This is a genomic window from Allobosea psychrotolerans, assembly GCF_002917105.1.
Lineage (GTDB): Bacteria > Pseudomonadota > Alphaproteobacteria > Rhizobiales > Beijerinckiaceae > Allobosea > Allobosea psychrotolerans.
The window spans coordinates 187,888-213,872 of record NZ_PQFZ01000002.1 but is presented as its reverse complement, the minus strand read 5'-3'; the positions used below and the strand labels follow the sequence as shown (position 1 = coordinate 213,872).

The following is a 25,985-nucleotide window of genomic DNA, read 5'->3' as shown; positions in this document are numbered from 1 at the left end:
CGAAGGATGCTCCAGTTTGCTCCGGAAACGCCTTCTGGAGCATCCTTCGAGACGTAGCTCTGCGGAAGCGCTCCTCAGGATGAGGGCTGTGGGGAGAAATGCCATAGCCCTCCACAGGAGGAGAGGCGACGACCGCTGCGTCAGACCAATCCGCCCAGCCGGTAGCCGACGCCGGGCTCGGTCTCGATCAGCTTCGGCGCCGCCGGATCGTCCTCGAGCTTCTGGCGCAACTGCCCGACGAAGACGCGCAGATATTGCACGTCATGCTCATGCGCCGGCCCCCAGACCGCAGTCAGGATCTGGCGATGCGTCAGCACGCGGCCATTTCCGCCGGCCAGGCTGGCGAGCAGGTCGTATTCCTTCGGCGACAGTTTGACATGCACCCCGGCGCGGCTGATCCGGCGGTTGACGAGATCGATCTCGACATCGCCGGAGCGGATCGTCGCCTCCGCGCCTTGGCGCTCGATGCGGTGGCGCAGCGCGACACGCAGGCGCGCCAGCAATTCCCCGACGCCGAAGGGCTTTTCGACATAATCATCGGCGCCGGCGTCGAGCGCATCGATCTTTTCGGTCTCGCGGTCGCGCGCCGAGAGGATGATCACCGGCCCGTCATAGAAGGCGCGCGCCTTGGCCAGGGCCTCCTTGCCGTCCATGTCGGGCAGGCCGAGATCGAGCACCACGGCGTCGGGCGGCTTGCGCGCGATCTCGCGCAGGCCGGCGGTGGCGTCGTCGGCGCGGACATGTTCGTAGCCCGCCGCATCGAGCGCCGGTCCGAGGAAGCGGTGGATCTGCGGCTCGTCGTCGATGACGAGGATGCGGGGGCGGAAAGCGGTCATGACAGAACCTCCGGCGCAGCGCCGTCCTTGCGCAGGCTGATCAATATGCGGGTGCCGCCCTTGGAACCGTCGGGCCGGTCCTGGATCGGGCTCGCGGCCGCGATGCGCCCGCCCATGGCCTCGACGAAGCCCTTGGAAATGGCAAGGCCGAGGCCAGCCCCCTTGCCGCGCTCGCCGCCGCGATCGGTCGCCTCTTCCATGCGCCGGAACTTCTCGAAGACGCGTTCGAGTTCGGCAGTCGGGATGCCGCGACCTTCGTCCTCGATCGAGATCACGACATTGCCCCGGTCCTCATAGGCAGCGGTTTCGATCAGCGAACCGTTCTCGCTATAGGCGATCGCGTTCTCCAGGATGTTGACCAGGGCCTGTTCGAGCAAGGACGGGTCGGCCGGCACGGCCGAGAGCTCGGCTGGAAAATCGCGCTGGATGCGGCGGTTCTCCAGCCGCCGCGACACCCGCGCGATCGCGGCCGAGATCACGTCGCGGACATCGGTCCAATCGCGGCGTGTCACCAGCGCGCCGCCTTCCAGCCGCGTCATGTCGAGCAGGTCGCCGACATAGCGGTTGAGGCGCTCGGCCTCCTCGCGAATGGACAGGAGCAGATCGTCGGCCACGGCCGGCTCGACGCTCTTGCCGAAATCGATCAGCGTCGTCACGGAGCCGAGCACGGTGGCGAGCGGCGTGCGCAGATCATGGCTGACCGAGTTCAGCAGCGCCGAGCGCAATCGATCCGTCCGGCGCAGCGCCTCGGCATCGACGGCGGCTGCAGCGAGCTCCACCCGCTCCAACGCGATCGCGCCCTGGTCGAGCAGCGCCATGGCGAAGCGCTCATTCTCCGCACCCAGCAGGGCTTTGGGCTCGAACCCGACCACGCCCGAGCGCATCCGCACGCCCTGCAAGGGCCGGAAGGTCCAGGCGACATTGGGCAGCGTGCCGGTGCCGGCGCCGGCGGGCTCGCCCCGGTTCCAGCTCCAGCGCGCCGCGGTCATGTCGGCGGTGGTCAGCGGCTCCAGCGAGGGCGCGCCGGCGCTGGGCGCGATTTCGTCGCCTTGCGGGAGCAGGACGATGACCTTTCCGGCCGTTGCCGCCGAAAGCTGCTCGGCCAGCACGGTTGCGGCGTCCTCCCTTCGCCCTGCGCCCGAAAGCCTGCGGCTTGCTGCCAGCAGCGCCGTGATCGCCGAGGCGCGCCGCGCCGTTGCCTTGGCCTGGTCGCGGATGCGCCCGGTCAGGCTGCCGGTGGCGACGGCCGCGACGAAGAACACGGCGAAGGTCAGCACGTCCGCGGGATTGCCGATCCACATCGACAGGCGCGGCTCGAGGAAGAAGAAGTTATAGGCGAGGGCAGCAAGCCCCGCCGCCGTCAGCGACGGCCAAAGGCCGAAGGCGACGCCTGCACCCAGCACGCTGACGAGAAACAGCATGGCGAGGTTGGCGTTCTCGGCCTGACGATCGACCAGCGCCGCGAGGCCGACAGCCGCCGCGACCATGACCGCCGCGCCGATATGGCCGTGCCAGGAGAGATCCCGCTTCGGCACGACCGGGACCGGAATGGCCGGTACCGAGGCGATATCGGTGATGATGTGAAGCGCCGCACCGTTCTGTGCCTCCAGCAGGGCGGGGGCGAGCGAGCGATGGAACCAGGCGCGCCAGCCCTTGCGATGCGATTTTCCGACGACGATCTGGGTGACGTTGTTGCGCCGCGCATATTCCAGCGTGCTGGCGACGAGATCGTCGCTCGTCAGAACGACATTGGCGGCCCCGAGCTGTTCGGCGAGCTTGAGCGCCTCGGCCAGCCGCTGGCCGCGCGCCGGATCGGCGTCCGCGCGATTGGGCCGCTCGACATGGGCGACCGTCCAGGGCGCATCCATCATCATGTCGGAGAGGCGCCGGCCGGCGCGCACGAGCGAGGACGCCATCGCGTCGGGCCCGATCAGCACCAGGATGCGTTCGCCGGCAGCCCAGGGCCCCTCGACGCCGGCGCGCTTCATCGCCTGGTTCAGATGGTCGTCGACCGTCTGCGCGGCACGGCGCAAGGCAAGCTCGCGCAGCGCGGTCAGGTTCTCGGGCTTGAAGAAATTGTCGGCGGCGAGCCGCGCCGTCTCCGGGAGGTAGACCTTGCCCTCGGCCATGCGCTGGCGCAGTTCGCTCGGCGTGATGTCGATCAATTCGATCTCGTCGGCGCTGCTCAGCACGCTGTCGGGCACCGTTTCACGCTGGCGCACGCCGGTGATCTTCCAGATCACGTCGACGAGGCTCTCGAGATGCTGGACGTTCAGCGTGGTCCAGACGTCGATCCCGGCCGCCAGCAACTCCTCGACATCCTGCCAGCGCTTGGGGTGCCGGCTGCCCGGGGCATTGGAATGCGCGTATTCGTCGACCAGCAGCAGGCGCGGCTTGCAGGCCAGCGCCGCATCGAGGTCGAACTCCATCAGCATGCGGCCGTTATGCTCGATCGGCCGGCGCGCCATCACCTCCAGCCCCTCGAGCAGCGCTTCGGTCTCACGGCGGCCATGCGTCTCGACGAGGCCGACCAGCACCTCGCCATGCTCCGCTTGGGCGCGCTTGCCCTGGGTGAGCATCTCGTAGGTCTTGCCCACACCCGGCGCCATGCCGAGAAAAATCTTCAGCCGGCCGCGTTTACCGCGGCCGGCCTGGGCCAGAAGGGCGTCGGGATCAGGGCGTCCCTGTTCCCGGAATCGGGTCTCGTCCGTGGTCATTACGGCTTAGCTTGAGCCTTCGGATAGCGCGCGTCGAGGGCGAGATTGGCAGTCAGCACGTTGACGCGCGGCCGGCCGATGAACCCGAGCAGATAACCTTGCGTGTTCTGGGCGATGATCTCGGCGACCTGCGCCGGCTGGGCGCCGCGCGCCTTGGCGATGCGCTCGATCTGGCGCGCCGCGTTCTCCGGCGAGATATGCGGGTCGAGACCCGAACCCGATGCTTGAACGGCATCGGCCGGCAGCGGGCCAGCGCCGTCAGCGGCGCGGATCGCATCGGCATCGGTCTTGATGCGCGTGGCGAGATCCTCGTTCATCGGCCCGAAATTGGAGCCGGAGGAATTGGCCGCGTCATAGCCGTCCTTGCCGGCCGCCGAGGGGCGGGGCCGCAGATAAGCCTCGCCGGCGAAGCTCTGGCCGATCCATTCCGAGCCGATGATCTCGCCGGCCTGGTTGCGGATCAGCGAGCCGCCGGCCTGCGCCGGAAACAGCGCCTGGGAGAGCCCGGTGACGCCGAGCGGATAGGCGAGCCCGAACAGGAGCGTGAAGAAGACCATCGAGACGATGGCGGGGCGAAGATGGGACCACATGGTCGTTGTCCTTTGATGAGCGATCAGGCGAGCTTCAGCGCCGCGACGATCATGTCGATCAGCTTGATGCCGACGAAGGGCGCGATCAGCCCGCCGATGCCGTAGATGGTGAGGTTGCGCGAGAGCAGCTTGGCGGCCCCGATCGCCCGGTAGCGCACGCCGCGCAGCGCAAGCGGGATCAGCGCGACGATGACCAGCGCGTTGAAGATCACCGCCGAGAGGATGGCGCTCTGCGGGCTCGACAGGCCCATGATGTTCATCGCGCCGAGCGAGGGCAGGGCGACGACGAACATCGCCGGGATGATGGCGAAATACTTCGCCACGTCGTTGGCGATCGAGAAGGTCGTCAACGCCCCGCGCGTGATCAGGAGCTGCTTGCCGACCTCGACGATCTCCAGGACCTTGGTCGGGTCCGAGTCGAGATCGACCATGTTGCCGGCCTCGCGGGCGGCCTGCGCGCCGGTCTGCATGGCGACGCCGACATCGGCTTGCGCCAGGGCCGGCGCATCGTTGGCGCCGTCGCCGCACATCGCGACCAGCCGGCCCTTGGCCTGCTCGGTGCGGATGATGCGCAGCTTGTCCTCGGGCGTCGCCTCGGCGAGGAAATCGTCGACGCCGGCCTCGGAGGCGATGGCCGCCGCGGTCACCGGGTTGTCGCCGGTGATCATGACGGTGCGCACGCCCATGCGGCGCAGATCGGCGAAGCGGTCCTTGACGCCGGGCTTCACCACATCCTTGAGATGGATGACGCCGACCAGCGCGCCGTTCTCGCTGACGGCGAGCGGCGTGCCGCCGGACCGCGCGACGCGGTCGACCGCCTGGCGCAGTTCGGCGGGAATCTGGCTCTCGGAGAGATCGAGCGAGCGGATGACCGCATCGACCGCGCCCTTGCGCCAGGACTTGCCGTCGGCATCGAGGCCGGACTGGCGCGTCATGGCGCTGAATGGGATCGAGGTCGCCCCCGCCGGGGCTTGCGCTGTGACGCCCTGGTTGCGGGCGAGCTCGACGATCGAGCGGCCTTCGGGCGTCTCGTCGGCAAGCGAGGCGATCAGCGCCGCGCGCAGCGCCGCATCGGGCCGCACGCCGGGGGCCGGGACGACCTCGACCGCCATGCGGTTGCCGAAGGTGATGGTGCCGGTCTTGTCGAGCAGCAGCGTGTCGACGTCGCCGGCCGCCTCGACCGCGCGGCCGGAGGTTGCGAGCACATTGACCTTGAGCAGCCGGTCCATGCCGGCGATGCCGACCGCGCTGAGCAGCCCGCCGATCGTGGTCGGGATCAGCGTCACGAAGAGCGCGCCGAGAACCATGGGATCGAGCGTCACGCCCGAGAACGCCCCAAGCCCGGTCAGCGTCACGACGGCGATCAGGAAGACCAGCGTCAGCCCGGCCAGCAGCACGGCGAGCGCGAGCTCATTGGGCGTCTTGCGGCGGTCGGCGCCTTCCACCATCGCGATCATGCGATCGAGGAAGGAAGAGCCCTGCTGCGAGGTGACCTTCACCTTGAGCCAGTCGGAGACGACCGTGGTGCCGCCGGTGACGGCCGAGCGATCGCCGCCGCTCTCGCGGATGACGGGGGCGGATTCGCCGGTGATCGCAGCCTCGTTGACCGAGGCGACGCCCTCGATGATCTCGCCATCGGCGGGGATGACGTCGCCGGCCTCGACCAGCACGACATCGCCCGGCACGAGTTCATGAGCCGGCGTCGGGACGATCGCGTTGCGGGCGGCGTCGATGATCAGCTTGGCCCTGGTGGTGACGCGGGTGGCGCGCAGGCTGTCGGCCGCCGCCTTGCCGCGCCCTTCGGCGATGGCCTCGGCGAAATTGGCGAACAGCACGGTCAGCCAGAGCCAGGCCGCGATCTGGATCGGGAAGCTGGCCGGCAGGCCGCCGGCGATGGCGACGCCGGCCGAGACGGTGGCGAGCACTGCCACCACCTCGGTTGCGAGGATCACCGGGTTGCCGGTCAGCGCGCGCGGATCGAGCTTGACGAAGGCGCTCTTCAGCGCGGTCGTCACGACGCTCCGGTCGATCGCGCCGGATTTGACGAAAGACATGGACATGATTGGGTTTCCTTTGTCGGCTCAGCGTGAAGCCGCAGCCGCAAGCAGCTGGAAATGCTCGACGATCGGGCCCAGAGCGAGCGCGGGGAAGAATTGCAGGCCGCCCAGGATCAGGACGATGCCGATGAGCAGGCCGACAAAGAGCGGGCTGTCGCTCGGCAAGGTGCCGGCGGTGGGCTGAAGCTTCGGCTTGGCCGCGAGCGCGCCGGCGATGGCGAGCACCGGCACGATATAGGCGAAGCGGCCGAGCAGCATGCCGATGGCCAGCGTCGTGTTCCACCAGGGGGCGTTGGCGGTCAGCCCGGCAAAGGCGGAGCCGTTGTTCCCCGCCGCCGACGAATAGGCGTAGAGGATCTCGGACAGCCCGTGCGGCCCCTTGTTCAGCAGGCCCTCGAGCGCGACCGGCAGCACGGCGGCGATGGCGGAGAAGCCGAGAATGGCGAGCGGCAGGATCAGCACCGCAAGCATGGCGAACTTGATCTCGCGCGCCTCGACCTTCTTGCCGAGATATTCAGGCGTGCGCCCGACCATCAACCCCGCGACGAAGACCGCGAGCAGCGCCATCACCACCATGCCGTAGAGGCCGGAGCCGACGCCGCCCGGCAGGACCTCGCCGAGCTGGATCATGAACATCGCGACGCCGCCGCCGAGCGGCATGAAGCTGCCATGCATGGCGTTGACCGAGCCATTCGAAGCCCCGGTCGTCTGCGCCGCCCAGACCGATGAGGCGGCCGGCCCGAAGCGGACCTCCTTGCCCTCCATGTTGGAGGGAGCGTCGGTGATGCCGGCCGCGATCATCGCGGGCTGCGGCGTCAGCGTCTCCGAAGCATAGATCGCGGCGGCGGCGGCACCGACGAGGATGATCATCACCGCGATCAGCGCCTTGGCCTCCTTGCGCGCCCCGGCAATGCGCCCGAAAGCGATCACGGTGCCGAAGGCGAGCGCGTTGATCGAGGTCGCCTCGATCAGGTTGGTGAAGGGCGTCGGGTTCTCGAAGGGGTGCGCCGAGTTGACGTTGAAGATGCCGCCGCCATTGGTGCCCCACTGCTTGATCGCCTCCTGCGAGGCGGCCGGGAACAGCGAGATCACCTGCTTGGCGCCCTCGATGGTCGAGGCTTCGACATTGGCGAGCAGGGTCTGCGGTACGCCGGCCGCGACCAGCACGAGCGCGGTCACGATCGAGAGCGGCAGCAGCACATAGAGCGTGGTGCGCGTCAGATCGACCCAGAAATTGCCGAGGTTCTCGCCGCGATCGGTGGCGAAGGCGCGTGCGACTGCAGCCGCGATCGCCAGACCCGTGCCGGCCGAGACGAAGTTATGCACGGTCAAGCCGGCCATCTGGCTGAGATGGCTCATCGTCGCCTCGCCGGCATAGGACTGCCAGTTCGTATTGGTGACGAAGCTGACCGCCGTGTTGAAGGCGAGATGCGGCGACAGCCCGTCGAAGCCCTGCGGATTGAGCGGCAGCAGGTTCTGGAAGCGCAGCTGCAGATAAAGCAGCACGAAGCCGGCGGCGCTGAAGGCAAGCACGGCCCCGGCATAGCCCAGCCAGTTCTGGCCCTTGTTGCGGTCGATGCCGAAGCCGGCATAGGCGAGCGCCTCGACCGGCCGCAGCACCGGATCGAGCCAGGTTCGCTCGCCCGCCCAGACGCGCGCCATGAAGATACCGAGCGGCCAACCCATGGCCACCGTCAACGCGATCGTGAAAACGATCTCGGCCCAGCCCCGCCAATCCATTGCGAGGTCTCCTTATGATTTTGAGGTCAGAAGCGGTCGGGGCGCAGAAGCGCGGCGACCATGTAGACCGCCAGCCCGAGGGCCGCAGTCGCGTAAAGCCAGGTGAGCGCCATGATCGTCAGACCTTGCGCAGCAGCGTTGCGTAGCAACCGAAGAGCACGAAGGCTCCGGTTCCCAGCGCGAGATAAAGGATGTCGGCCATGAGCCTTACTCCGGTCAGGTTAGACCGGAGAGATGGTGCCCGGAGGGCTCAAGGGTCGAGCCGGAAGGGCAGGGCAGCGCATAAAGGCGGCATAAAGATCGAAACCATCAGCACCCTCAGGCGGCGCGCATTTGATGCAGCGCAACGACATCCGTTCGAGCTACGAGCGAGGCTATGGCAATGAGGGGGCGTGGAATCTGTGCGAAGGAAGAGCTGTCGCGGCGCCTCATCCCGAGAATGCGAGCTGACGGGCGGGACATGCGGCCGCCAGCTTCTCGGGATTTCCATATTCGCAGGTTAGAACAATTCGCAGTCCGCAACGATTCTCCCGCGCCCCTATTCGCCGGTGCGGCCCTAGCCCAGCCTCGAAGGAAGCCCGATGAAAGCGATCGCCTGCGCCATCCTGATCTCCGCCACCGCCATCCTGCCGGCCCTGGCCCAGGACATCAGCGCCGGCGAGCGCTCCTGGAACAAGTGCCGCGCCTGTCATCAGACCGGCGAGGGCGCCAAGAACCTGGTCGGCCCTCAGCTCAACGGCCTGATCGGGCGGCACTCCGGCTCGGTCGAGGGCTATAGCTACTCCGCGGCCAACAAGAATTCCGGCATCACCTGGGACGAGGCGACCTTCGCCGAATACATCAAGGACCCCAAGGCCAAGATCCCGGGCACCAAGATGATCTTCGCCGGCATCAAGAACGAGCAGGAGATCAAGGACCTCACCGCCTTCCTCAAGCAGTTCGGCCCGGACGGCAAGAAGCTTTAGCAGGAAGCTCTAGCAAGCAGCTTTAGATCGCGGCGCGGTTCAGCCGGGCCGCTCCGGCTCGATCACTCGGCCGCGATCGCGCGCCCTGTGGCCATTGCAGGCGTGGCCCGCAAGGTCGCGAACCAGAAGGCGATCGTCAGCGCGCTGATGCCTGCGCCGAGCAGGCAGACGCCGTTCCAGCCTGCATGCGCATAGACGATGGTGGAGACGGATGAGCCGAGCGCGCTGCCGATGGAGTAGAACACCATATAGGCGGCCGTCAGCCGGCTCTGCGCCTCCGGCCTGACGCGGTAGATCATGCCCTGGTTGGTCACATGGGTCGCCTGCAGCCCGAAATCGATGATGACGACGCCGAGGATCAGCCACAGGATCGAGTGTCCCAGCCATGAGATCGGCAGCCAGGCCAAGAGCATGAGGCCGAGCGCCAGGCCGGTGATGCGCTGGCCCAGCCCCTGATCCGCCCAGCGCCCGGCCCTGGCGGCGCCAAGCGCCCCTGCGGCACCGGCGAGGCCGAAGAGGCCGACTTCGGTGTGAGACAGCGAGAAGGGCGGCGCGCTCAGCGGCAAGACCAGCGGCGTGAGCAGCGTCGTGATGTTGGCGAAGATCAGCATCGCGATCACGGCGCGGATGCGCAGCACCGGCTCATCGACGAAGAGGGTGACGAGCGAGCCGATCAGGCGCGGATAGGAGATCGTCCTGGGCAAGTGCTCCTGCCGGGGCAGGGCTTTATGGAGCAGGCCGGCGATCACCAGCGTCAAGGCCGCGGAGACGAGATAGACCGTGCGCCATCCCGACAGATCGGTCAGGAGCCCGGCGGCGGTTCGGGCCAGCAGGATGCCGAGGACGATGCCGCTCGTGACGATCCCGACGACCTGGCCGCGCTCGGCCGGCTGCGCCAGGCTCGCGGCATAGGCGACAAGGGTTTGCGTGACGACAGCCAGCAAGCCAAGCGCGGCCAGCGACCCCAGGAGCATCCCAGCTGTCGAGGAGAAGCCGACCGAAACGAGCGCGAGAGCCGACAGCAGCGACTGACCGACGATGAGGCTGCGCCGATCGACGAGATCGCCCAGCGGCACCAGCAGGATCAGACCCAGCCCATAACCGAGTTGGGTCGCACCGACGATCAGGCCCGCGATCGTCCGGGACAGCCCGAGTTCCTGCGCCATCACATCGAGCAGGGGATGGGCGAAATAGGCGTTGGCGACGGCGAGCCCGCTTGCGACCGCAAACAGCAAGGTGATCGGGCGCGTCAGCCGGGACGGCTGTGATGAGGCGTCGGCGACCATGTGCCCATCTGGAGCCTGCCCATCGGCGCTCTCCTGAAGGCGCGCGCCATCGTTGACGGCGCCGGCGGGCGCCGCCTTGTGCAGTCCATGCATCGTAAGCTCCAGCGGTAATAGGTTTTATTATGAAACCAATCGACGCATAGCTTTTTCGGTTTTATGATGCAACCCGGCGCGAGACCTGTTCGGGTGAGCCTGGAGCGACATCGATGGTTGGGCGGAGAAGCCTGAAAGCGGATTTCTGCCCCAGTGCCCGCTCGCTCGATGTGATCGGGGACTGGTGGTCGCTCCTGATCGTGCGCGACGCCTTCGATGGGCTGACGCGCTTCGGCGAGTTTCAGAAGAGCCTCGGCATCGCCAAGAACATCCTCTCGGACCGCCTGCGGACGCTGGTCTCGCGCGGCATCCTGGAGCTCGTTCCTGCCGGGACCGGCGCCGTGCGCCAGGAATATCGCCTGACCGAGATGGGCCGGGACCTGTTCCCGGTGATGGTGGCGCTCCGGCAATGGGGCGAGCGTCATCTGTTCGAGGCGGATGAGCAACGCTCATCCCTGGTCGAGCGTGATACGGGCCTGCCAGTCCGGCTCGACATCCGCACACAAGATGGCCGAGCGATCGGCCCCGACGAGACGGTGATCTTGAAGGTGCCTGAGCCGGAGTAGGAGAGGGCGGCCGGGCACAAGGTTGGAGCGGTATGCTCTGGTGTGTGATGGCGGGCAGCGCCCGACGAAGATGAGCCCTACGAAATCGTCATAGCTCTCTGAAATTGATAGAGATTTGCCAAAGCGTGCGGCTATCGGTGGGCTTCGGCGGCAATCGCGTAGGTATCGGCGGCTATATCGGGCAATCGGTATGGTCGGTGCCGGTCGTCACACGTCTGACGTAGGCGTGCGTCGGACAAACCCAGTTATGTCCCTGACGATCTTGAGCGCCGGAGAGCCACAGGAAACGGTGGCTTTTGAGTGCCTTCTGAGATACCGTCATCCCGAGCCGATGATCGCCCGTGGCATCTAAAGCATATAATAGTATAGCGAGGCCGAATCGAAGAAAGGAGGCGAGCATGTCTACCAAACAAATTCTCGCGCTCCTCAATTCGCATATCGACGGAGATGAAGACCAGCTTCTGTCGATCGCCTTGCAGATCGCCGCACAGGAGGCCCGTCAAGGTCGGGCTGATGATGCCGAAAAGCTGAAGCGCCTCGTCCAGAAGGCTAGAGACCAGCGCCATGTCGGAAAGCCCGCTGGCGGGCAGACGCCGATTCCGCTTGCTCGGCCACGGGGCGAATTGCAGGGTCTCGTCGAGAGTGCCTATCCCAAGGTCACGCTGTCGAGCATGGTGCTGTCGGACGACATCGCCGCACGGCTTGGGCGGATCGTTCGCCAGCAACAGGAACGCGCAACCCTGCGCGAGCACGGCCAGACGCCAGCGACGCACATGCTGCTCGTCGGTCTGCCCGGCACAGGTAAGACCATGACCGCCTCGGCGCTCGCCGGGGAATTGCGTCTACCACTCTTCACTGTGCGTCTTGAAGCCTTGTTCAGCCGTTTTTTCGGCGAGACAGCCGGGAAGATGCGACTGCTGTTCGATCAGATCGCGCAAACACGCGGTGTCTATTTGCTCGACGAGTTCGACGCGATCGGCGCTCGCCGGGGCGATCCGAACGATGTCGGCGAGATCCGCCGGGTGTTGAACTCGGTCCTGGCATTTATGGAAGAGCCAAACTCGACCGACAGCCTCGTGCTGGCGGCGACGAACCACGTCGAGATCCTGGATGAAGCGCTGGCGCGGCGCTTCGATGAGGTGATCGAATACACCCTGCCGGACGTCGCGGCCGCCCGCGCCATCGTCGAGCGCCGCCTTGGCAAGTTCAAATTCGCCGCAAAGGCGTGGCCTGCGCTCGAAACGGCGCTGGAGGGGCTCAGCCAGGGCGAATTGGTTCGTGCCGCAGATGCCGTCGTGAAGGACGCCATCCTTGAAGGGGCGTCGAAGGCCTCGCCTGAAGCGCTACAACGCGCTTTGGAGAACCGACAAACATTAAAAGGTAAGTTCCGTCGTCAATCCAGCCGTTAGGCAGGCTCCGCCAACGGATAGACTGGAACTCGAACAAACGAGCAAGGACTTATGGCGGAGCCAGATAATTTCGACGCGACAGACCGTCAGCACATACCGATCGACGTTTTCCGTGAGACGGCAGCTTACACTTTCCCATCACGCAATCAGGAACGCAAACCGCTTCGCGGCGACTATGCTGCGCACGCCGCACATCTGCTGGATCAACTCGCCACTGCGCTCGGCGATGTTCCACTGCCGGCCGACGATCCGCGTCTCGCCGTTCAGGGCCTGAAATCCGGCACGATCGTCGAGATAACGACACTGCCGCCAGCCGAGGACTCCCGGACCAAGGCGGTCAAGGTTCCAACAGCGCTTGAGTTTCCTACGCAGGACGTGGTGGTGCTCCGTTCTGAACGGAACGACGACCGCACGGAGAGCGCATTGCTGTTTGTGCCGGATGACGCGCGCGCCTTCCTGCAAGGCCGTATCAGCGAATATGGCCGCGATCCGGGTAATCAACGACGGCCTGATGTCGAGCGCTTTGAAGTCGTTGAGGAGGTCCGGGCAATCGACACCGGATCATTGTTCACGGGCGCGGTGGACCTGGCCGCGCCGGACATCGTTTGGTGGGAGCTGTGGGTTCGCCAGCCTGTCGCCTTGGCAGATCGCCTCGTCAACGCAGCGCGCAATGTGAATATCGATGTTCATGACGACCGCCTGATCTTCCCCGACACGACCGTCCTGTTTCTGCACGGCACTGCCGCAACGGTTGCGCTCTTCGCGACGCGCGTTCCGGGCGCGATCACCGAAATCAGGCGCGCGACAGGGACGATTGAACCGTTTCTCGATCGTGGAGAGACCGGGCTGGGTCAGCACGATTGGGTTGCCGAACTGTCGCAGAGGGTCTCGGCGCCCGCGAACGATGCCCCGGTGGTTTGCACGCTCGATACGGGCGTCGCCGCCGCCCATCCCCTGATCGCTCCCGGCCTGCGTGGCGCGTGGGCGTATGATGCTGCCTGGGGCGCCGACGATCATCAGCCGAATGGCGGCCACGGCACGCCGCTGGCGGGCCTAGTCCTTTACGGCGATTTCGAACCCTTGATGAACGACTCGCGTCCGGTCACGCTGACACACGGCGCGGAATCCATGAAACTTTTGCCACCGCACGGATTCCCGCCGAGCAAGCCGCCCAGCTATGGGGTCGTTACGCAAGGCGCGGTCAGTGCGGTCGAGATCGAGCGGCCGGACGCACTGCGCAGTTTCTGCATCGCGACCTCCGCGACAGACTTCCCGCCCAGCCGACCATCGACTTGGAGCGGTGCGCTGGATCAGATCATCGCCGGTGCGATGCCTGGCGAGGTTGATGACAAAGTTGCGGCATCCGAACGTCCCAAGCGCCTGATGGTCGTCGCCACCGGAAACGTCTCCGGCGGAATGGCTGTGGACGTTCTGCCCTCTCAACCGTTGGAAGATCCGTCGCAAAGCTGGAACGCGCTCACCATCGGCGGCTTCACGCGCAAGGAGCAGCCGCCGGCGCCGCCTCCCGTGTTGCAGGCGGCGGTCCCCGCCAATCATCGCAGCCCGTTCAGCCGTGGCTCTCAGTCGCTTCCCGACGACCTGACTCCGATCAAGCCGGAGGTGTTGTTCGAGGCGGGCAATATGATGTCTGACGCCACGGGCTTCTGCGGCTGGGACGCGTCCGTGTCCCTTCTATCAGCGGGGTCAGATGTGGTGGGCGAGCCTTTGGTCCCGTTCTGGGCGACCAGCGCCGCCGCGGGCATGGCGGGTAATTTCGTCGGTCGGCTGCAGGCGGCTCGGCCCGACCTCTGGCCGGAAACGCATCGCGCCCTCATCGTCGACTCAGCGCGCTGGCCCGAGCCGATCCGAAAGAAGTTCATCGGCACAGGCGCTCACTGGAAAACGGGCAAGGCCGCCACCAAGGCGAAGAAGCAGGCAATGCTTCGCGAGTTTGGATATGGCGTGCCGGACATCGGCCGCGCGGTCCTCTCAGCGCGCAACGATGCTACGCTTGTTGCGCAGGCAGAGCTTCAGCCTTTTGCGATAGGCGCGGACGGCCGAACCGGCGTATTCAATGAGATGCATTTCTATGATTTGCCTTGGCCCAAGACGGCGCTGGAGCAGCTCGAGAACGAGATCGTCACGATGAAGGTGACATTGTCCTATTTCATCGAGCCCAACCTAACCGGAAAAGCCGCCACCCGCCCGGACACCTATCGTTCCTTTGGTCTGCGCTTTGATATGAAGAAGCGCGCCGAGACGAGCGCCCGATTCCGCAGCCGAATTTCCGCGAGCCAAGCGAAGGACGGCACGGAAGCCGATGGTGAAACGAGCTGCTGGCTGCTCGGTCCGAAGGCGATCCAAGCGGGCTCCCTCCATTGCGATCTCTGGCGCGGACGAGCGATCGACCTCGCCGGGCACGATGCTATTGCCGTTTACCCCGTCGGCGGCTGGTGGAAGTCGCATGTTGGGCAGAAGCGCGTGGCCGACAAGGCGCGTTACGCCCTGGTCATTTCGATTTCCGCACCCGGCCAGCAGGTCGATCTCTATTCGGAAATCACGACATTAGTTGATACTAAGGAAATCGAGGTGTTGCTCGGTTGAGCGAAGCGGCCGGTGAACGGAATAGGCGTATGGCGGAAAATTTCAACTACATATCCTTCGGAAACTGGGAATATATCGAGGGAAACATCGATATATTCACCATGGGACGGGGGCGCATGTTTGAATATACGCCGCCTGACACCGAAAAGAGGCTTGAAAGCCTGGACAGCACGGCTATTGCCTTCTTGGAAAAGCTGCCGACCTTCCTATGCAGTGAAATCAAAACACATGGAGACGCGGTCTCCATGCTGATCAAGTACGGTCGAATTTCCAACGTCAATCTCGGACGCAAAGAGGTCTCCGCCGCGTTCGAGACCATAATTGACTTCGGCGAGGTGGAATTCGAGGGCATTGATGCCGCGCGCACAGTGTTTGGCGCAGATAAGTTTCAACTCTACCGAACCCATTGGGCCGTCCGTGAAGGCGATGCTCATGAGATCCTCAACCGACTGGCTGAAGAGAAGCCAGATTTTGCCCAATTTATCGCGGCAGAGGGCGCGCCTGCCTACGATGGTGTGGAAGTCCAACCGCCGCCGCGCGACAAAAAGATTCTCGGCGCCGCCGACAGCGTGGAGCAGTTTCTTGAGCTTCTTTATAGCTCGCCGGCGAAGCTTGGGACCGAGACCTTCTTTCGGGGGCACAGTGATGCACGTTATGAACTGACCCCGTCCCTGCTGCGTAAATGGGACAATGGTGACTGGCAGTTCATGCCCAGTGAGGACCGCCTCTGCAAGGAGTTGCTGATCGCCCATCACGACGAGTTCCACGGCGATGACTATTGCTTCGACCGTCTCGTGCGGATGCAACATTATGGCCTGCCGACGCGGCTGCTCGACATCTCCGGTAATCCGTTGGTTGCGCTGTTCTTCGCCCGCTCGTGCAAGACGGATCAACTCGAAATCGACGGCGAGGTCATCGTTTTCCAGGTCGCGTCCGATGGCGTGAAATACTATGATTCCGACACCGTCAGTTGCCTATCCAACCTTTCCAACCTGACCTATGCGCAGAAGAACGACATAGACCTCAACCTCGACCAGGACGCCTTCAACGCAACGGATGTCGCCGGCAAGCTGCTTCACCACATTAAGTCGGAGAAGGGCTTTTTCGAGGGGCGGATCGTTCCCGACGACCTGGGGACGATCATCTGCGTGAAGGCGAAGCGCACGAACACGCGCATCAAATCACAGTCCGGCGCCTTCCTGCTGTTCGGGCATGAGGCTGCGCTGCCAGATGCGGGACAGGACGGCATCGAGATTAGCCGGGTGACGATCAAGAACAAGGCGCACATTCTCAGCCAACTCGACCGGATCAACATCAACGCCACGACCGTCTATCCGAGCATCGACCAGACCGCAGTTCATTTGCGAGATCAGCGCCAGTCGCCAAAGCCTGTCAGAACGGCATCGAGCGCTGCGCCCGATGATCTTCCGGACGCTTGAGGGATGGTTTCGGTCAGATTCAGACATCAGTTGACGGCGAAGTGTCGGGCTATAGCGTGGAATCGGCGGTTCCCTATCCCGCACGGTGGTGTGCGGCTGTCGGCGGGAATATCGGGCCATAGAGGGCAAACGGCGGGACTGGCGGAAGGGGTGGGATTCGAACCCACGGTGGGCTTGCACCCACGGCGGTTTTCAAGACCGCTGCCTTAAACCACTCGGCCACCCTTCCGACGCGCTTGTCATTGCCGGGCGCATGGCGTTTTGGCAAGTCCGCTTATCGCCCTAGCGAAACGCACGCCATATCCGCCTTTCCTGGCGTGCCGGAAAATTCCGGCGAAAACCGAAAAACATTCGCAATAGCAGGATGATCCGTCTCGTATGCCTCAGTCTTGATCGCTGGCTGAGATCGGGGCGGAAGCCCGCATGCCCCGCCTTGGCGATCGCGTTGCAGGGCTGCCACGCGCGCCCAAAATCGCGCCTTATCCCCGTCCCAGGTTGACAGGTGCCGCATTTCCGACACCTTTGTGCCCGCCCAAGGGCACACGGAATGTCGTTAACGGTGTCGCGATCCGCGATCCTCCGCTTAACGATGTCTTAATTGGATTGTCCGAAAACTTCGGTTTCGCCGCTGATGCGGCTGGCCGGTCTTTTTGAGTTTTTCGGCGCAGGAAGCGGAACGACGGAATGACTCGAGGCGCATGCTCATCGGTCCCGGAATCGCCCTCCGACGCGTCCGAGCCAGGCGGCCTCAGCAGTTACACCCTGACAACGCGCGTCATGCGCATTGGTTGCGTCGCGCTTGCCGGGCTTTTCGTCGCCAATTGCGCGGGCAATCAGGTCGCCCATCGTGGCCGCTCCAAGGAAATCGGCGCGTTCCCCCAGTCCAAATACGGCCCTGCCAGCCCGCGCGTCGTCGCGGAAGGCGAGGAGGTGCCCAAGGGTGGCGGACGCCAACTGATCGGCAAGACCTATTCGGTCGCCGGCAAGCGCTATACGCCTTATGAGAAGCCGCTCGGCTACACGGCGGTCGGCACCGCCTCCTGGTATGGCGAGGCCTTCCATGGCCGCCGCACCGCCAATGGCGAGGTCTATGACCGCAACGGCATCAGCGCCGCGCATCCGACCATGCCGCTGCCGGCCTATGCCCGCGTCACCAACATTCTGAACAACCGCTCGATCATCGTGCGCGTCAATGATCGCGGTCCCTATCACGGCAACCGCCTGATGGACGTCTCGCAGAAGACCGCCGAGGCGCTGGCCTTCCGCCATCTCGGCACAGCCCGCATCAAGCTCGAATATCTCGGCCAGGCTTCGCTTGCCGGCTCCGACGACAAGCTGCTTCTGGCGACGTTGCGCACGGACGGACAGCCGGCCGCGATCCCGGGCACCAGCGCCCCGACCATGGTCGCAAGCGCTGCCCCCACCGCGACCGGTCGCTACGCCAGCGCCAATCTCGACGAGGCGCCGGTCGAGCCAGCGCGGCCCGCCGTCTCGCAGCCGGTCGCGCAGGCCTATGCCGCCGAGCCGGTCCGCACCATCGCGCCGAGCGCCCCGGTCGCTGCCAGCATGGTCTCGACTGCTTCCACGAGCTCGGCCAGCGCAAGTTCCACCAGCGTCGGGGTTCCGGTCCGTGGCGCGCCGCTGCCGCCCAACCGTCCCTTCGACCTTGACACCATCGCCAATGCCGGCAAGCCGGTCGTCATGCAGCCGCGGGCCATGACGCCGCTGCCGCCCGTGCGCACCAATGTCGCAAGCCTGTTCGCCGCGCCCGAGCGCGGTCCGACCCAGCGCTTCTCGAACGCGCATCCGCTGGTGCGCGATCTCTCGCCCCAGACATTGCAGCCGCTATCGCGCAATTGACGCTGTTCGGGCTTGACCGCCCGAGCCCGGCTCTGCTTCAGATCGAAGCATGAGCGCGCCTGTTACCAGCAGCGACGGATCTGATCGACGCTCTGCCGCCTTGCGGCTGGGCGTCGTTGCGTTTTTGGGCCTGGTCCTGTCGCTGGCTGGAACGGGCCTGCGGGCTCAGAATTTCCAGTCGCAGGCGCCTTACGCCGTCCTGCTCGACTCAGCCAGCGGCACGGTGCTCTACGAGAAGGCCGCCGACGAGCTGATGGTCCCGGCCAGCCTCGCCAAGATCGCGACGGCGCTCGTCGCCTTCCAGGAGATCGCGCAGGGGCGCCTCAGCCTCGACAGCGAGATCGGCATTTCCGAGAACGCCTGGCGCAAGGGCGGCGGCGTCTCCGGCGGTTCGACGATGTTTGCGATCCTGAACAGCCGGGTGAAGCTGTCGGACATTCTGCAGGGGCTCATCGTCCAGTCCGGCAATGACGCCGCGATCGCCCTGGCCGAGGCCATCGCCGGCGACGAGGCCACCTTCGCCCGGGTAATGACGGAGCGCGTGCGTGCGCTTGGCTTGACGAAATCGGTCTTCCGCAATGCCACCGGCATGGGCGACCCGGAGCAGAAGGTCACGGCCCGCGAACTGGCCAGGCTCTCCGACCACATCATCAAGACCTATCCCGAGCTCTACAAGATCTTCGGCCAGCGCGAATTCACCTGGAACAAGATCAAGCAGCAGAACCGCAACCCCTTGCTGGCGATGGAGATCGGCGCGGACGGCCTGAAGACCGGCAATATCGACGAGGCGGGCTACGGCCTCGTCGGCTCGGCGGTCCAGAACGGCCAACGCCTGATCGTGGTGGTCAACGGCCTGAAGACCGCGCGCGACCGGGCGCAGGAAGCGCGCAAGCTGCTGGAATGGGGCTTTCGCGCCTTCGAGGCACGCAGGATCTTCGGGGAGGGCGAGATCGTCGGCGAGGCCAGCGTCTTCGGCGGCGCGAAGGGGCGTGTCGCACTGAAGGCGAAAGGGCCGGTCAGCCTGCTCCTGCCGCGTGGCGCGGGCGAGCGCCTCAATGCGCGGATCGTCTATCGCGGCCCGCTGGTCGCGCCGGTTCAGGAGGGAACGGAGGTCGGGCGCCTGCTCGTCACGCGCGGCGACGTCAAGACGCTCGAAATCCCGCTCTACGCCTCTGAGACCGTCGAAGCCGGCACCTTGCAGCGCCGCGCGCTCGATGCGCTGATGGAGGTCGCCACCGGCTGGGTGCGCAAGGCCTTGAAGCGGAGCTGAACGGCGCGCAAGCGAAGCCGGCCTATCTCATCACGGCTGCAAGCTTGCGTTATCGAGCGCCCTCGAATCTCGTATGCAGTCTTCGGCATCCGTGTGGCACCGCGGCAAACTGGTTTTGATGGCAATGCACAAGCAGTCCCGGCACAAGCAGTCGCGCGGTTTCATGATCGCGCTTGAAGGCGTCGACGGCAGCGGCAAGTCGGGGCTGGCGCGGTCCTTGTCCGCCGCCTTGCGGGAGGCCGGGCACGCGGTGCTGGCCACCCATGAGCCGGGCGGCACCGAGGCCGGCGCAGCCCTGCGCAAGATCCTGCTGGCCAGCAACGCCTATGACTGGACACCCACCGCCGAATTGCTGCTGATGAATGCCAGCCGGCGGCAGCATATCGACCAGGTCATCCTGCCGGCGCTCCAGGCCGGCAAGGTCGTGATCTGCGACCGCTTCGTCGGCTCGACGATCGCCTATCAAGGCGCGGGGCGGGGGCTCTCAGAGGCGCTGATCCTCGATCTTCATCGCCTGACCATCGAGGATCTCTGGCCCGAGCTGACGCTCGTGCTCGATCTCGACCCCAAGGTCGCCCTGGAGCGCAGCCGGACGCGATTGCAGCAGTCGCAAGTCGACGAAGGCCGGTTCGAGGCGCTCGACCTGGCCTTCCATCGCCGCGTTCGCCAATCATTCCTGGACCAGGCCGCGACACTGCCTGCCCCGTACAAGGTCATCGATGCCGATCGGCCGCCCGCGATCGTGGAGCAGGAGGCTCTGAGCTACGTCAGCGGGATGCTAGCCGAGAGAATTGCCTGATTAATACCAACGGCCTTTGACCCCGACTTATGGCTGAGGTTGCGCCGTCATTCCGGGGCGATCCGAAGGATCGAGCCCGGAACCCAGAAACGATGCCGCTGCTTGAGAAGGCGCGGCAGCCGGTTCGCTTCACGAGGACGCGCATCGGTTCTGGGTTCCGGGCTCAGGCCTTCGGCCTGCCCCGGAATGACGGGGGAGAATAACGCCATCGGTCAGCGCTGAAGGCCGTCAGTACAAAATACCGTTTGGCCAGCTTCCTTCATAGTCCGAATCAAAGCGCCGTCAGTGCCTGTCTGGCGCTTGGCGATCCGCACCAGGACAGCCACATCGCCGCGGTCCAGGAAAAATCCGGACCGCCGCATCCGGCGCCGTCGCGCGGGTCGAAATACTCCCAGAAGCCATTGCGCCGGACGAGTTCGCCGCTGTCCGCTCGAAGCGTATCGGCCTCCTCGGTCAGGCCGTAGCCGGACAGGCCGTCGGCGATCACCCGGTTCATCATCAGCCAGACCGGCCCGCGCCAGTAGCGCGTGGCATCGAAACGCGGGTCGCGCGGGTCGGTGCTGGCGATGGAGAAGCCGGCCACGGCCCGCGTCGCTGCAAGGTATTCCTTGAGGGCCTGTGCGTCCTTCTGGCTGGCGGTCCGGGCATAGAGCGGCAGGAAGGCGGCGCAGGTGACGGCCTCGCTCAGCTGGCCGCTGCGCAGGTCGAGCGAGCGGTAGAGCCCATCCGTGCCTTTCAGGCGCTGCATCGCCGTCTCACTGCGCGCGATCCAGTCGCGCAGGGCCGAGGCTTCAGCGGTGAAGCCGAGTTCCTCCGCGAGCTTGAGCAGATCGCGATCGGCGCGCAGCAGGATCGACTGGATGCCGAGATCGCAGACCCGAAAGGAGAGGGTGCGGGCGACCGACACACCGTCCCAGGCCAGCGCCTTGGCCTCCTCGACCAGCGTCATGACGCGGTTGTAGAAATCATGGGTCGGGCGTTGCGTGGCGTCGACATGGCCGAGATCCTTGCGCAGATGCGCGACATCGACGCTCGGGACGACATGGCGCAGCGGCTCGTCCCAATCCGGCGAATTGTCCCGGCCGGATTCCCAGGGGTGAACCATTGTGACGAGCCCCGTACCGTCGGGGTCGCGGATCTCGTGCCACCAGCGATGCGAGGCGAAGAGTTTCGGGAACAGGCTCCTGATCCGCGCCGCATCGCCGGCGGAGAGATCGTGCAGCACGCGCGCGGCGGTCGCCGCCACGGGCGGCTGGGAGATGCCGGAGGTCAGCGGCTGGCGCTGGATGCCCCAGGCCTCGGGGCCGGGATAATAGCCCTCGGCCGGGGCGCGGAAGACGATATGCGGCACCATGCCGTCCTGCCACTGGCCTTCGAACAAGGTCTCCAGCTCGCGCCAGGCGCGGTCGAGGTCGAAGGTCGCGAAGCCGAGCGCGACGAAGGCGGAATCCCAGTTCCACTGAAAGGGATAGACCCGGCCATTGGGCACGGTGAAGCCGCCACGGTCATTGCGGCGCAGCACGGCGCGCGCCGCGTCATCGAGATCGGTCGGAGGGGTTGTCGACAGCACAGGCTCAGGCTCCAGGAAGGGTGCGACCGGTTTGCGGGTCGATCCAGACGATGCGGGTGGGGTCGAGCGCCAGGCCGAGCGTCGCGCCGGCGTCGATCCGCGTGCCCGATGGGGCGACGATGCGGGCGAGGTCGTCGCCGACATGCCCGGTGAGCAGCAGATGCGAGCCCATCGGCTCCGCGACCTTGAGCCTGAACGGCACGCCGCTGGCGGCGTCGGTCAATCTGGCGTCCTCGCCGCGGAAGCCGAGGATGATCGGCCCATCGACGGGAGCAGCCAGCGTGATGCCGCCGAGCTTGGCGCTGCCGGCGCTGGCCGAGGTGGAGACGAAGTTCATCGGCGGCGAACCGACGAAGCCGCCGACGAAACGGGTCGCCGGCTTCGAGTAGATCGTGGTCGGCGTATCGATCTGGACGATATGGCCGCCATGCATCACCGCGATGCGGTCGGCGAGCCCCATGGCCTCGGTCTGGTCGTGGGTGACATAGATCGTGGTCGTGCCGGCCTCGCGCAGCACGCTGCGCAGTTCGGCGCGCATCTCGAGCCTGAGCAGGGCGTCGAGATTGGAGAGCGGCTCGTCCATCAGCAGGACAGCGGGCTCGACGGCGAGCGCGCGCGCCACGGCGACGCGCTGACGTTGCCCGCCCGAGAGTTTGGCGGGGTAGCGTTCGAGATACGCCTCGATATGCAGCAGGGCGGCGGCCTTGCGCACCTGCGCCTCGACGCGGGCCTGATCGGCCCCCTTCATGCGCAGGCCGAAGGCGACGTTCTCGAACACCGTCATATGCGGAAAGACGGCATAGTTCTGGAAGACCATGGCAAGCCCGCGTTCGGATGGCTTGAGCGCCGAGACGTCGCGCTCGCCGATCACGACCTTGCCGGAGCTCTGCGCCTCGAGCCCCGCGATGATGCGCAGCAGGGTGGTCTTGCCGCAGCCGGAAGGACCGAGCAGGGCGACGAATTCGCCATCCGCGACGGTCAGCGAGATCTCCTGCAGGGCAACAGCGTTGCCGAACCGCTTGGCGACCTTGTCGATCAGGATGCCGGCCATGGGCGCCTCCTATTTGCTCGAGACGCCCCACATCGCGAACAGGTATTTCCTGACCGCGAAGATGAAGAGCACGGAAGGGACGATGAGGATGAAGCCGCCGGCGAAGCGGTAATGCAGCGGCGATTCGGACAGGACCGCGAGCAGATAGGCCGTCAGCGTGCGCTCGCGCACGGTCAGCACCGAGGCGGCGAAGACCTCGTTCCAGGAGATCACGAAGGCGAAGATCGCAGCCGCCGCGATGCCCGGCAGGGCGAGCGGCAGCACCACCTTGCGGAAGGCCTGCCAGCGCGTGCAGCCGAAAACCCAGGCCGCCTCCTCATATTCGCGCGGGATGCCCATGAAGAGCGAGGAGGTCACGAGCGCAGCGAAAGGCAGCGCCAGCGCGGTATGGATCAGCGAGACGCCCAGCGGCGTGTCGTAGAGCCCCACCTTGATGAAGATGACGGTCAGCGGCAGCGCCAGGATCGCGAGCGGGAAAGCCCGCGTCAGCAGCACCAGCAGGCGGAAGGCGCTCTGGCCGCGGAAGCTGAAGCGCGCCAGCGCATAGCCGGCCGGAGCCCCGAGCAGGATCGAGAACAGCATGGTGAGCGAGGCGGCGATGAGCGAATTCAGCGCCGCGTTCCAGACACCCTCGATCTTCAGGAAGGCCGCGAGCGCGGTGAAGGAAGCCTCCGTGGGGGCGAGCGATTTCGGCCATTTGAACACGGCCATCCGCCCGCCCATCGCGCCGAGCCCGATCAGGTAGATCGGCACCAGCACCCAGGCGCAGAGCGCCAGGACGCCGGTGACGTAAAGCAATTTGCGGGGCGCGCTCATGCCTGCGCTTCCGGATCGACGCGCAGCGCCTTGAGATAGATCACTGTCGCCGTCAGCGAGATCGCCATCACCAGCACGGCATAGGCTGCGGCGACGCCGTAATTCTGGTTCTCGTTCTGCCAGGTATAGGCTTCGCCGACGATGATCGGGAAATTGCGCCCGCCGAGCGCATAGACGACCGCGAAGACCTCGAAGGCCAGCACGGTGCGCAGGATCAGCGCCGATTGCAGGCTGGGCTTCAGCAAGGGCAGCGTGATCCTGCGGAATTTGGTCCAGGGGCTCGCGCCGACGATGTCGGCCGCCTCGCCGAACTCCTTGGGAATGAGCTGGATGCCGGCGACGAGGATGATCAGGACGATGGCGGTCGCGCGCCAGACCTCCGCCAGCACGACGGCGACGAACAGCGCGACGGGGGTCTCGCTGTTGAGATAGGCGGTCGGCCCGCCGATCAGGCCGAATTGGAACAGCAGCGTATTGAGATAGCCGGAATCCTGCAGGATCGCGAGCCAGACGAGGCCAGCCGCGAGATCGGAGACGCCAAGCGGGATCGTCCAGATCCAGAGCACGAGTTCGCGCCCGCGCGTCATCTTCTGCAGCATCAGGCCCATGACCAGCGCCAGCGCCACTTGCAGCGGGATCACCACGATGACGAGCGCGAAGGTGTTGCGCAGCGCCGTCGGGAAATTGAGATCGCCGGCCATGCGGGCGTAGTTGGCGAGCGAGAGCCCTTGCCCGCCATCGAAGGAGAGCAGGATGGTCTGGCCGAGCGGCACCAGGAAGAAGGCCGCGAGAAAGGCGACCGAGGGCGCGATCAGCAGATAGGGCAGCCAGCGCGGCTGGGGCATGGAGGGACTTTCTGCTTGTGACGTAAACCGCGACGTCGCCCCGGGCTTCCCGGAGCCTGCCATCGGGCCGGCTGAAAGCCGGACCCGGTGGGTCGCCCGGGACGACAGGTCGTGCCAGAACCCCTCACGTCACCGGGCAGGCGCCCTGGCTCGGCTTGTCCGGAGCCCAGCACGGCGCCGCGGTCTGGGTCATCAGCGCGCGCAAGGTCTCGGCCTGGGAATCGAGCACCGCGCGGACCGGTTCGCCGCGCAGCACGATGCGCTGGAAGGTGTCGAAATAGACCTTGTTGAACTCGCCGCCCTTGTCGCCGAGCCCGACCGGCAGCAGGGCGACGATCGCATCCTTCGCGCCTTGCGTCTTGGCGATGCCGTCAGCCAGCAGCTTGACGCCGGCAGGCAGATCGGCCGGAAGCGGCGCGTTGATGACCGGGAAGAAACCGACCTCCATGGCGGTGGCGATCTGCGTCGCCGGCTTGAGCAGATGCTCGATCACGGCCGCAGCCTGGGCCCGGTTCGGCGCATCCTTGGCGATGGCAAGGCCGGCGACGACCGGCATATAGGCGCGGCCCTGGCTGCCGGCGGGCGGCGGCACGACGAGGTATTTGTCGGGCTCGGCGGTCAGCGCATCCTTGACCCGGGCGATATGGTCCCAGGCGATCCAGACCTCGCCGGCCATCAGCGGTTCCTGCATGAAATTATAGTTGTTGGCGTTGGGGTTGACCGTCGCCCAGAGCGCCTTGAACTCGGTCCAGCCCTTTTCGGCAGCAGCCGAGCGGAACTCGGTCACCATCGAGCCGGTATAGGAGGGCACGAGATTGCCCTGCAGGAAGCGCGCGAACAGGCCTTTGGGGCCGGCCGGAAAGCCGATGCGGCGCTGCCCGGTCTTGTCCTGGATCGCCTTGCCCCAGGCTGCGAGCTGCTCATAGGTCAAGGCGTTGACGTCGGCGCCCGCCGGCAGGAAGGGCAAAGCCTCCTTCCTGACGACGAGGACATAGGTTGCCTGCATCCAGGGGATGTATTGCTGCGTGGAGGTCCCGAGCTTGCCGAGTTCCATCAAACCGGCGGGTATGCCGCTCGCGCCGAGCCTGGCCGCGACATCGTCGATGGCGTCCAGCGATGCGGTCGGCGCCAGCGGCTGCAATTCGCCATGCAAGGCGCCCATCAGGCTGATCGTGCGCTTGCCGGCGGCCTGCTCCGCCTTCATGCGCACGGCGAATTGCGGCGGCTCTTCAACCACATAGGTGGTTTTCGGCGCGCCCTTGAGCAGCACCTCGCGCACCTTCTGCGCCTCGTCGATCGGGCGCAATTGCGTCGAGAGAAAAACGAGATCCTGCGCCTTCACGGCCGGTGCGGCGAGGATGGCTCCTGCCGTCATGGCGGCGAGCGCCAGCTGGTTGAGTGTCTTCATGGCTTCCTCCCTGGCTCGCTTGCTTTGATTGGCGTCGGAAGCGGCGGCTGCGAGAGGCCCGCGC

General features: G+C 65.8%; 20 protein-coding genes and 1 tRNA gene. 8 read left to right on the top strand and 13 right to left on the bottom strand.

The window, feature by feature from the left end; translation table 11 throughout:
• Nucleotides 1-140 precede the first annotated feature (140 nt).
• Genes CYD53_RS04015 through kdpF form a run of 6 tightly spaced genes read right to left on the bottom strand, consistent with a single transcriptional unit; the run spans nt 141 to nt 8,089 of the window.
• Complete coding sequence (locus tag CYD53_RS04015) at nt 141-836, bottom strand: response regulator (RefSeq protein ID WP_069691613.1); 696 nt, start codon at nt 834-836, stop codon at nt 141-143.
• Nucleotides 833-3,553: a sensor histidine kinase gene (locus CYD53_RS04010; protein ID WP_103716843.1), complete on the bottom strand. Its 2,721-nt coding sequence runs from the start codon at nt 3,551-3,553 to the stop codon at nt 833-835. Before CYD53_RS04010 ends, CYD53_RS04015 begins: the two co-directional genes overlap by 4 nt.
• Nucleotides 3,553-4,143 (bottom strand): potassium-transporting ATPase subunit KdpC, encoded by a 591-nt coding sequence (kdpC, locus tag CYD53_RS04005; protein ID WP_103716842.1) that lies wholly within the window; start codon nt 4,141-4,143, stop codon nt 3,553-3,555. Before kdpC ends, CYD53_RS04010 begins: the two co-directional genes overlap by 1 nt.
• 23 nt (nt 4,144-4,166) lie before the next feature.
• On the bottom strand, nt 4,167-6,203 hold the full coding sequence (kdpB, locus tag CYD53_RS04000; RefSeq protein WP_103716841.1) for a potassium-transporting ATPase subunit KdpB: 2,037 nt from the start codon (nt 6,201-6,203) through the stop codon (nt 4,167-4,169).
• 21 nt (nt 6,204-6,224) lie between these two features.
• Nucleotides 6,225-7,940, bottom strand: coding sequence for a potassium-transporting ATPase subunit KdpA (gene kdpA, locus CYD53_RS03995; RefSeq protein WP_103716840.1), 1,716 nt, complete (start codon nt 7,938-7,940; stop codon nt 6,225-6,227).
• Nucleotides 7,941-7,966: 26 nt separating this feature from the next.
• Nucleotides 7,967-8,089 carry a K(+)-transporting ATPase subunit F gene (gene kdpF / locus CYD53_RS03990; RefSeq protein ID WP_199578960.1) on the bottom strand — a complete coding sequence of 41 codons (123 nt, stop codon included), beginning with the start codon at nt 8,087-8,089 and terminating at the stop codon, nt 7,967-7,969.
• 432 nt (nt 8,090-8,521) lie between these two features.
• Between kdpF and CYD53_RS03985 the strand changes: the two genes are divergently transcribed.
• Nucleotides 8,522-8,905, top strand: coding sequence for a c-type cytochrome (locus CYD53_RS03985; protein ID WP_103716839.1), 384 nt, complete (start codon nt 8,522-8,524; stop codon nt 8,903-8,905).
• Nucleotides 8,906-8,967: 62 nt separating this feature from the next.
• Here CYD53_RS03985 and CYD53_RS03980 read toward each other — a convergent pair whose 3' ends face one another.
• Nucleotides 8,968-10,191 (bottom strand): MFS transporter, encoded by a 1,224-nt coding sequence (locus tag CYD53_RS03980; protein WP_103717101.1) that lies wholly within the window; start codon nt 10,189-10,191, stop codon nt 8,968-8,970.
• Nucleotides 10,192-10,397: 206 nt separating this feature from the next.
• Here CYD53_RS03980 and CYD53_RS03975 point away from each other — a divergent pair, with 206 nt between their 5' ends.
• The 4 genes from CYD53_RS03975 (at nt 10,398) to CYD53_RS03960 (ending at nt 16,302) form a co-directional block, all read left to right on the top strand.
• On the top strand, nt 10,398-10,850 hold the full coding sequence (locus CYD53_RS03975; protein ID WP_103716838.1) for a winged helix-turn-helix transcriptional regulator: 453 nt from the start codon (nt 10,398-10,400) through the stop codon (nt 10,848-10,850).
• A gap of 398 nt (nt 10,851-11,248) precedes the next feature.
• Nucleotides 11,249-12,259 (top strand): AAA family ATPase, encoded by a 1,011-nt coding sequence (locus CYD53_RS03970; protein WP_103716837.1) that lies wholly within the window; start codon nt 11,249-11,251, stop codon nt 12,257-12,259.
• A gap of 51 nt (nt 12,260-12,310) precedes the next feature.
• Nucleotides 12,311-14,863, top strand: coding sequence for a S8 family peptidase (locus CYD53_RS03965; protein WP_103716836.1), 2,553 nt, complete (start codon nt 12,311-12,313; stop codon nt 14,861-14,863).
• A 29-nt stretch (nt 14,864-14,892) separates the two neighbouring features.
• Nucleotides 14,893-16,302, top strand: a complete 1,410-nt coding sequence (locus tag CYD53_RS03960) for an FRG domain-containing protein (RefSeq protein ID WP_245928075.1) — start codon at nt 14,893-14,895, stop codon at nt 16,300-16,302.
• A gap of 139 nt (nt 16,303-16,441) precedes the next feature.
• On the opposite strand, the gene CYD53_RS03955 is transcribed toward CYD53_RS03960, so the two are convergent.
• A tRNA-Ser gene (locus CYD53_RS03955) sits at nt 16,442-16,531 on the bottom strand.
• Nucleotides 16,532-17,079: 548 nt separating this feature from the next.
• Here CYD53_RS03955 and CYD53_RS03950 point away from each other — a divergent pair.
• The 3 genes from CYD53_RS03950 (at nt 17,080) to tmk (ending at nt 20,231) form a co-directional block, all read left to right on the top strand.
• Nucleotides 17,080-18,162, top strand: a complete 1,083-nt coding sequence (locus CYD53_RS03950) for a septal ring lytic transglycosylase RlpA family protein (protein WP_103716835.1) — start codon at nt 17,080-17,082, stop codon at nt 18,160-18,162.
• A 49-nt stretch (nt 18,163-18,211) separates the two neighbouring features.
• A complete protein-coding gene (locus tag CYD53_RS03945) occupies nt 18,212-19,432 on the top strand; it encodes a D-alanyl-D-alanine carboxypeptidase family protein (RefSeq protein ID WP_103716834.1) in 1,221 nt (406 codons plus the stop codon).
• A 124-nt stretch (nt 19,433-19,556) separates the two neighbouring features.
• Nucleotides 19,557-20,231, top strand: coding sequence for a dTMP kinase (tmk, locus tag CYD53_RS03940; protein WP_103717099.1), 675 nt, complete (start codon nt 19,557-19,559; stop codon nt 20,229-20,231).
• Nucleotides 20,232-20,502: 271 nt separating this feature from the next.
• On the opposite strand, the gene CYD53_RS03935 is transcribed toward tmk, so the two are convergent.
• The 5 genes from CYD53_RS03935 to CYD53_RS03915 form a co-directional block, all read right to left on the bottom strand.
• Nucleotides 20,503-21,801, bottom strand: a complete 1,299-nt coding sequence (locus CYD53_RS03935) for an MGH1-like glycoside hydrolase domain-containing protein (protein WP_103716833.1) — start codon at nt 21,799-21,801, stop codon at nt 20,503-20,505.
• 4 nt (nt 21,802-21,805) lie between these two features.
• A complete protein-coding gene (locus tag CYD53_RS03930; protein ID WP_103716832.1) occupies nt 21,806-22,852 on the bottom strand; it encodes an ABC transporter ATP-binding protein in 1,047 nt (348 codons plus the stop codon).
• Between the two features lie 9 nt (nt 22,853-22,861).
• A complete protein-coding gene (locus CYD53_RS03925; RefSeq protein ID WP_103716831.1) occupies nt 22,862-23,668 on the bottom strand; it encodes a carbohydrate ABC transporter permease in 807 nt (268 codons plus the stop codon).
• Complete coding sequence (locus tag CYD53_RS03920) at nt 23,665-24,513, bottom strand: carbohydrate ABC transporter permease (protein ID WP_103716830.1); 849 nt, start codon at nt 24,511-24,513, stop codon at nt 23,665-23,667. Before CYD53_RS03920 ends, CYD53_RS03925 begins: the two co-directional genes overlap by 4 nt.
• A gap of 124 nt (nt 24,514-24,637) precedes the next feature.
• Entirely contained in the window at nt 24,638-25,921 is a 1,284-nt protein-coding gene (locus CYD53_RS03915) for an ABC transporter substrate-binding protein (protein WP_103716829.1), read from the bottom strand.
• Nucleotides 25,922-25,985 lie beyond the last annotated feature (64 nt).

Excerpts from the sequence above, each read along its gene's own strand:
- CYD53_RS04015 (WP_069691613.1), bottom strand. The coding sequence starts at position 836 with ATGACCGCTTTCCGCCCCCGCATCCTCGTCATCGACGACGAGCCGCAG.
- CYD53_RS04010 (WP_103716843.1), bottom strand. The coding sequence starts at position 3,553 with ATGACCACGGACGAGACCCGATTCCGGGAACAGGGACGCCCTGATCCC.
- kdpC (WP_103716842.1), bottom strand. The coding sequence starts at position 4,143 with ATGTGGTCCCATCTTCGCCCCGCCATCGTCTCGATGGTCTTCTTCACG.
- kdpB (WP_103716841.1), bottom strand. The coding sequence starts at position 6,203 with ATGTCCATGTCTTTCGTCAAATCCGGCGCGATCGACCGGAGCGTCGTG.
- kdpA (WP_103716840.1), bottom strand. The coding sequence starts at position 7,940 with ATGGATTGGCGGGGCTGGGCCGAGATCGTTTTCACGATCGCGTTGACG.
- CYD53_RS03985 (WP_103716839.1), top strand. The coding sequence starts at position 8,522 with ATGAAAGCGATCGCCTGCGCCATCCTGATCTCCGCCACCGCCATCCTG.
- CYD53_RS03980 (WP_103717101.1), bottom strand. The coding sequence starts at position 10,191 with ATGGTCGCCGACGCCTCATCACAGCCGTCCCGGCTGACGCGCCCGATC.
- CYD53_RS03975 (WP_103716838.1), top strand. The coding sequence starts at position 10,398 with ATGGTTGGGCGGAGAAGCCTGAAAGCGGATTTCTGCCCCAGTGCCCGC.
- CYD53_RS03970 (WP_103716837.1), top strand. The coding sequence starts at position 11,249 with ATGTCTACCAAACAAATTCTCGCGCTCCTCAATTCGCATATCGACGGA.
- CYD53_RS03965 (WP_103716836.1), top strand. The coding sequence starts at position 12,311 with ATGGCGGAGCCAGATAATTTCGACGCGACAGACCGTCAGCACATACCG.
- CYD53_RS03960 (WP_245928075.1), top strand. The coding sequence starts at position 14,893 with ATGGCGGAAAATTTCAACTACATATCCTTCGGAAACTGGGAATATATC.
- CYD53_RS03950 (WP_103716835.1), top strand. The coding sequence starts at position 17,080 with ATGCGCATTGGTTGCGTCGCGCTTGCCGGGCTTTTCGTCGCCAATTGC.
- CYD53_RS03945 (WP_103716834.1), top strand. The coding sequence starts at position 18,212 with ATGAGCGCGCCTGTTACCAGCAGCGACGGATCTGATCGACGCTCTGCC.
- tmk (WP_103717099.1), top strand. The coding sequence starts at position 19,557 with ATGCACAAGCAGTCCCGGCACAAGCAGTCGCGCGGTTTCATGATCGCG.
- CYD53_RS03930 (WP_103716832.1), bottom strand. The coding sequence starts at position 22,852 with ATGGCCGGCATCCTGATCGACAAGGTCGCCAAGCGGTTCGGCAACGCT.
- CYD53_RS03925 (WP_103716831.1), bottom strand. The coding sequence starts at position 23,668 with ATGAGCGCGCCCCGCAAATTGCTTTACGTCACCGGCGTCCTGGCGCTC.
- CYD53_RS03920 (WP_103716830.1), bottom strand. The coding sequence starts at position 24,513 with ATGCCCCAGCCGCGCTGGCTGCCCTATCTGCTGATCGCGCCCTCGGTC.
- CYD53_RS03915 (WP_103716829.1), bottom strand. The coding sequence starts at position 25,921 with ATGAAGACACTCAACCAGCTGGCGCTCGCCGCCATGACGGCAGGAGCC.